Annotated in this window: 6 protein-coding genes; 4 read left to right on the plus strand and 2 right to left on the minus strand. The window is 54.3% G+C overall.

Annotated features, from left to right (window positions below):
- Window positions 1-166: 166 nt before the first annotated feature.
- From ACTCIA_RS15985 to ACTCIA_RS16000, 4 genes are all read left to right on the plus strand, one after another.
- Window positions 167-523 (plus strand): hypothetical protein, encoded by a 357-nt coding sequence (locus ACTCIA_RS15985; RefSeq protein WP_463002803.1) that lies wholly within the window; start codon window positions 167-169, stop codon window positions 521-523.
- Between the two features lie 17 nt (window positions 524-540).
- Window positions 541-1908 (plus strand): FAD-dependent oxidoreductase, encoded by a 1368-nt coding sequence (locus ACTCIA_RS15990; RefSeq protein ID WP_463002804.1) that lies wholly within the window; start codon window positions 541-543, stop codon window positions 1906-1908.
- A gap of 200 nt (window positions 1909-2108) precedes the next feature.
- Window positions 2109-3203: a class I SAM-dependent methyltransferase gene (locus ACTCIA_RS15995; protein ID WP_463002805.1), complete on the plus strand. Its 1095-nt coding sequence runs from the start codon at window positions 2109-2111 to the stop codon at window positions 3201-3203.
- On the plus strand, window positions 3187-3948 hold the full coding sequence (locus tag ACTCIA_RS16000) for a TatD family hydrolase (protein WP_463002806.1): 762 nt from the start codon (window positions 3187-3189) through the stop codon (window positions 3946-3948). The genes ACTCIA_RS15995 and ACTCIA_RS16000 overlap by 17 nt, the downstream gene beginning before the upstream one ends.
- Window positions 3949-3961: 13 nt before the next feature.
- Here the strand turns inward: ACTCIA_RS16000 and ACTCIA_RS16005 are convergent, their stop codons facing one another.
- A complete protein-coding gene (locus ACTCIA_RS16005; protein WP_463002807.1) occupies window positions 3962-4168 on the minus strand; it encodes a 4Fe-4S binding protein in 207 nt (68 codons plus the stop codon).
- 61 nt (window positions 4169-4229) lie between these two features.
- Window positions 4230-5171, minus strand: a complete 942-nt coding sequence (locus ACTCIA_RS16010; protein WP_463002808.1) for a helix-turn-helix transcriptional regulator — start codon at window positions 5169-5171, stop codon at window positions 4230-4232.
- Window positions 5172-5422: the final 251 nt, after the last annotated feature.

Here is a 5422-nt window from a genome sequence, read left to right on the forward strand (position 1 = left end):
GTACGGATAAGTACGCTGCATTCTTCGAAATTGCGCAAGCCTTGATCTTGAACTTTTTACGGCACCATCTGAAATCAGACTTTTTACGGTGCCATCAAATTTTTGTCCTGAAAAAACGTGTGATGTTACCTTTTTGTGACATTTTCGTGTCTTTGGCGGCCCGGCATTGACAGCGGCGCAAGGCGCATATATTGATAAAGCTACCCGAAACAAATTGGATGAGGCTGTACAAAAGACTTCTAACTTCGTTCAAGGTTCAAGGTTCAAGGTTCAAGGCTCAAGGCTCAAGGAAATCTCTTTTTTACGCTATACTGAAATTGCACTTCGTTTCCCTGACGGCGGCGCGGGAAAGCGGGTTTCCGAGCGGAAATTGAGGCTCCAGGAGCCTCCTGAAGCGAGGAAACTCGCTTTTGCGTGCCGCCGATCAGCCAAGGCGCTTATGGATTTCCTTTCTGCAAAAATACCGGCGTATCGGGATAAACAGCTTTTTACAGGCTCATCCAATAGAAACCCTCATCAATAAAAAAATCAGGTGATTGCATGGAACTGTTGCTCATCGGCGGAAGCGATGCCGGAATCAGCGCTGCCCTGGCCGCCCGGCAGATCAACCCGGCCATCCGGCCCACAATCGTGCTGGCCGACCAATACCCCAATTTCAGCATATGCGGCCTCCCGTTCTACCTTTCCGGTGAGGTGGTGGACTGGAAAACCCTTGCCCATCGGGATCTGGCAGCCATCGAGGCCCAGGGCATCACGGTAAAGCCCGGACAACGGTGCACGGCCATTGATCCGATAAAAAAGACCGCATCCCTTAACACCCCGTCCGGCGCCGGCCAGACCATGGCCTGGGACAAGCTGGTGCTGTGCACCGGCGCCCGGTCCACCACCCCTCAAATAGACGGTCTGGATCTGCCCGGGGTATTTTGCCTGCGCTGGATGGACGACGCCTTTGTCATTGAAGAATTTATCACCCGCAAAAAGCCAAAATCCATCGTCATCATCGGGGCCGGCTATATCGGCATGGAAATCGCCGATGCCATGACAAGGCGCGGCATTGCTGCAACAGTGATGGAATACGCACCTTCGGTGCTTTCCACCCTGGATCCGGACATGGGCGGCCTTGTGCGAAGCGAGCTTGAAAACAACGGGGTCACGGTATTGACCGGAATTTCCGCCAAAGGCATCCGGCAGCACGAAAACCGCCTGGTGGTTGATGCCCGGCCGTCAGGGGGAAAAGACATTGAAGTTGCGGGCGATATGGTGCTTGTGGCTACAGGGGCCCGGCCGCAGACCGAGCCCGGGCTTTCAGCGGGCATTGAAACCGATTTTTCCGGGGCCATACGGGTCAATTCCCGGATGGAAACCAACCTGGCAGACATTTATGCGGCCGGTGACTGCGCGGAAACCCGCCACCGGCTCCTGGACCGAAACCTGTGGCTGCCCCTGGGCACAACCGCACACAAGCAGGGAAAGGTCGCTGGTGAAAACGCGGCCGGCAAAACAAGCCAATTTGCCGGATCCCTGGGCACCCAGTGCGTCAAAATTTTCAGCCTGGTGGCCGCCCGCACCGGACTCAAACAAAGCGAGGCCGAAGCCGAAGGGTTTTCGCCTTTAAGCGCGGATATCCGAGTTCCGGATCACAAGGCCTATTACCCTGGCGCAAAGGACCTCTGCATCCGCATCACGGGCGACGCTGAAACAGGCAAACTTCTGGGCACACAGATTGTGGGCGCCCATGGCACGGAAGTATCCAAGCGCATCGATATATTTGCAGCCGCCCTCCACCATTTCATGGATGTAAACGAAATCTGCGACCTGGATCTCAGCTACACTCCGCCCCTGTCGAGCCCCTGGGACCCGGTGCAGATGGCAGCGGCCGGATGGGAACAAAATGCGCGCCGGAAATAGCCAACCCACAGCTTGACAGAAGCCCCTGATCGATCTACGCTTATTTTTTGATGGCGCCGTAAAAAGGCCCGAATCGGATATAACCACTAATCAATAAACAAATAACTTATTGATTTTACTTAACACTTAATCACTTAAAACTTAACACTGCCTGTAAAAAAGACTTTTTACTGGCTCATCAATTTTCTTCAGGAAAAACCATGGACAATTTTGCCGAAAAAATGGCCGACATCCTCAACTGCGGGGCCCTGAACCTGGCCATGGCCATTGGATACAAAAACCGGATTTTTGACACCCTCGAAAACATGGGCACACCGGCCACCGCAGCGGAAATCGCCGCCGCCTCCGGACTCAATGAGCGTTACCTCAAAGAATGGCTGGCCATCATGGTCACCGGGGAAATCATAACACCCGGAAAAAACGAAAAACATGAAAACACCTATTACCTGCCCCCGGAGCACGCGAGTTTTCTGACCCGAAAATCCGGTAATAACAACCTCGGGGTCTACACCCAGGAAATCCCCCTGCTCACATCATGTGCAATGGAATCGGTCGTTCGCGGGTTTCAGACCGGCGAAGGCATTGCCTTTTCCCAATACCCGGATTTTCAGCAATTCATGAGCCAGCTCGCTGATGCCAAGCACGAACAGGTCCTGCTCAGCGAATTTCTGCCCTCTGTTGAAAACGGAAAACTGGTGGAAAGGCTCAAATCCGGCATCCGGGTGTGTGATATGGGCTGCGGCCACGGGGTTGCCTTAAACCTTATGGCCGAAGCATTTCCCAAAAGCGAGTTTACGGGCATTGACAACCATGAACCCGCCCTGGAGACAGCGCGCAAAAACGCTGAAAAAAAAGGACTTTCAAACCTTGTCTACAAAAACCGGGATGCAGCCAAAATCACCGGAGATCCGGAGTTTGACAAATGCTTTGACTATATCTGTGCATTTGACGCTATCCACGACCAGAGCCATCCCCTGGAAGCGTTAAAGGGCATCCGCCACATGCTGGCCCCGGGCGGGCTTTTTTCAATGGTGGACATCAAGGCGCAGACAAACCCGGCAGACAACATGGACCATCCCATGGGGCCGTTTTTGTACACCGTAAGCCTGATGCACTGCATGCCCGTGGGGTTAAACCACAACGGCACGGGCCTGGGCATGATGTGGGGCCGGGAGCAGGCAGAAGCCATGCTCGCCCGGGCCGGGTTTGAAGACGTGCGCGTAATGGAAATGGCCCATGACGGGTTTAACCTGCATTATCTCTGCAAGGTCCCGGAAAATGCATCCCTTGATTGACACCCATACGCATCTTTATGACAAAAGCTTTGACGCAGACCGGGAGGCTGTGCTGCAAAGGGCGGCGGCCGCAGGGGTGGAAAAAATCATCACGGTCAGCGAAACCATAGAAGATGCCCGCCGCAACCTGGAACTCGCAGATCACTACCCGGCCCTGCTGCCGGCAGCCGGGCTTTACCCGGCGCACACAGACCCTGAGGCGGCAGCGCAAATGCGCGATTTTATCCGCGCCAACAGGGAAAAACTTGTGGCCATCGGCGAGGTGGGCCTGGATTTCCGGATAGTGGAAGATCATGATCAAAGGCGGGTTCAAAGGGAAATTCTGGAAGCCTTTGTGGACCTGTCTCTGGAAACAGGGCTTGCCTTAAACGTGCATTCCCGGTCTGCCGGCCGCCACGCAGTGGAACTGCTGATTGGCAAAAAGGCAACAAAAGTCCAGCTTCATGCATTTGACGGCAAGTTTGGCGCGGCCCTGCCCGCAGTGGAAGCCGGCTATTTTTTCTCAATTCCGCCCTCGGTTGCCCGCTCCCGCCAGAAACAGAAACTGGTGCGCAACCTGCCGCTTTCCTGCCTGCTTGTTGAAACCGACAGCCCGGTGCTGGGCCCGGACCCGCAAACCCGCAACGAACCGGAAAACGCCCCAATCGCCCTGACCCACATCGCGGAGATCAAAAACATCTCTACCGAGACCGCGGCAGAAGCCATATACGAAAACACCCGCCGCCTTTACGATCCCTGGATTTAGCAATCAGCCGCCCTTACGTGACCTGCCGGACCCCGATGGCATCCAGGGGGCAGGCCTCGATGCAGTCCCAGCAGCCCATGCACATGTCCTGGAAAATCATGGGCGGATAAAAAGCCCCGTCAAGCTGCTTGATGACCTTGTGGGTACAGGCCCCCACAGCAGGGCAGACCCCATTTTCAGGGCTGCATTTTTCCGGCCGGCACAGATCGTAATTCACCATTGCAAACGTTTTTTTTGCCTGAAAACCCATTGTATATATACAAAATCCTTTTTGTTCCGTTTCAGACACCAATCCCCAGCCCGCGGCCCATCCGTCGGACCTCTTCCGTCATCTGGCTTTGCAGTTCCGGCGGCCCCAGCACCCGGGCCCGCCATCCATACTGGAGGATCTTCATCTTGATTTCCGTGAAATCCGCCGCCGGCACCGAAAGCACAAGACCGTCGCCCGTGTCTTCCATAACCTGGTCCCGGTGCCAGACCTGGTTTCTGACAATATCGGCCGCCTCATCCACAAACAGCACCCGCACGTTGTAAACCGGCTCGCCCTTGAAAATGCCGAAAGACCCTTCAAGGTACTGATCCGCGTCCGCATCCCCGGCCGTGCAGGCTTCCGGGCAAACCGCCAGGTTTTTTGCCCTTGCCAGATGAAACATGCGCATGGCCTTGCGCACATGGCAGTAGCCAAGCAAATACCACCGCCCCTGGTAAATCACCAGCCGCAACGGATCAACCTTGCGCGCACCGCCCTGCCCGCGGATTTTCCTGTAATCAAAAACCAACTGACAATCGCCGTGAAACGCCATGAGCACGGACCGGATCACTTCCGGGGCCACATGCTCCACCTCAACGCGCTCATAATGGATCTTATCCGCAAGCTTTTGAGCGTCTGCACAATATAAGGCCCCCAGTTCCTTTTGCAACCGCTGAATTTCCGGATCACCGATCAACCCGGACTCTTTTGCCAACCGGTTGACCAGAGCGAACAAAAACAATGCCGCAGGCGACTTTTCAAGGGGCAGCGCAAACCCCTCCTGTTCATAAAAATACCCCTTTTTCCGCCTGTCATAAACAAGAGGCGCATTCAACCGGTCCCGCAGATACGCAATATCGCGATGCGCCGTGGAAGCAGAGACCTCAAAACGCCCGGCAATCTGACCCGCCCCGGGATAGCCCCCGCCGCTGACCTCCTGATGGAAATAATAGATCCGCTCCATCTGACTCATGCGTTTTTTCCTTCCATTCCAGAGTTTTTTATACTGCAAAACACATTGTCATTATATGCTATGCAAGCTATGGTATTGTCAATTTATACAGTCAGAGGCCTTGCATTCAAAACGCTGTCTTCCAATTAAAAAGATACCATGTTTTGCCTTTACTAAAGTTTCCCGGATTTCATCATGCCGCCAGGCGTAATAGGCTAGTCAAAAATGAATTTACTAGTCTTTTTCGCGGCTCCGGGAAAAGTATTGCAAAA

Source organism: Desulfosalsimonas sp. (assembly GCF_055149105.1).

Excerpts from the sequence above, each read along its gene's own strand:
- ACTCIA_RS15990 (WP_463002804.1), top strand. The coding sequence starts at position 541 with ATGGAACTGTTGCTCATCGGCGGAAGCGATGCCGGAATCAGCGCTGCC.
- ACTCIA_RS15995 (WP_463002805.1), top strand. The coding sequence starts at position 2,109 with ATGGACAATTTTGCCGAAAAAATGGCCGACATCCTCAACTGCGGGGCC.
- ACTCIA_RS16000 (WP_463002806.1), top strand. The coding sequence starts at position 3,187 with ATGCATCCCTTGATTGACACCCATACGCATCTTTATGACAAAAGCTTT.
- ACTCIA_RS16005 (WP_463002807.1), bottom strand. The coding sequence starts at position 4,168 with ATGGTGAATTACGATCTGTGCCGGCCGGAAAAATGCAGCCCTGAAAAT.
- ACTCIA_RS16010 (WP_463002808.1), bottom strand. The coding sequence starts at position 5,171 with ATGAGTCAGATGGAGCGGATCTATTATTTCCATCAGGAGGTCAGCGGC.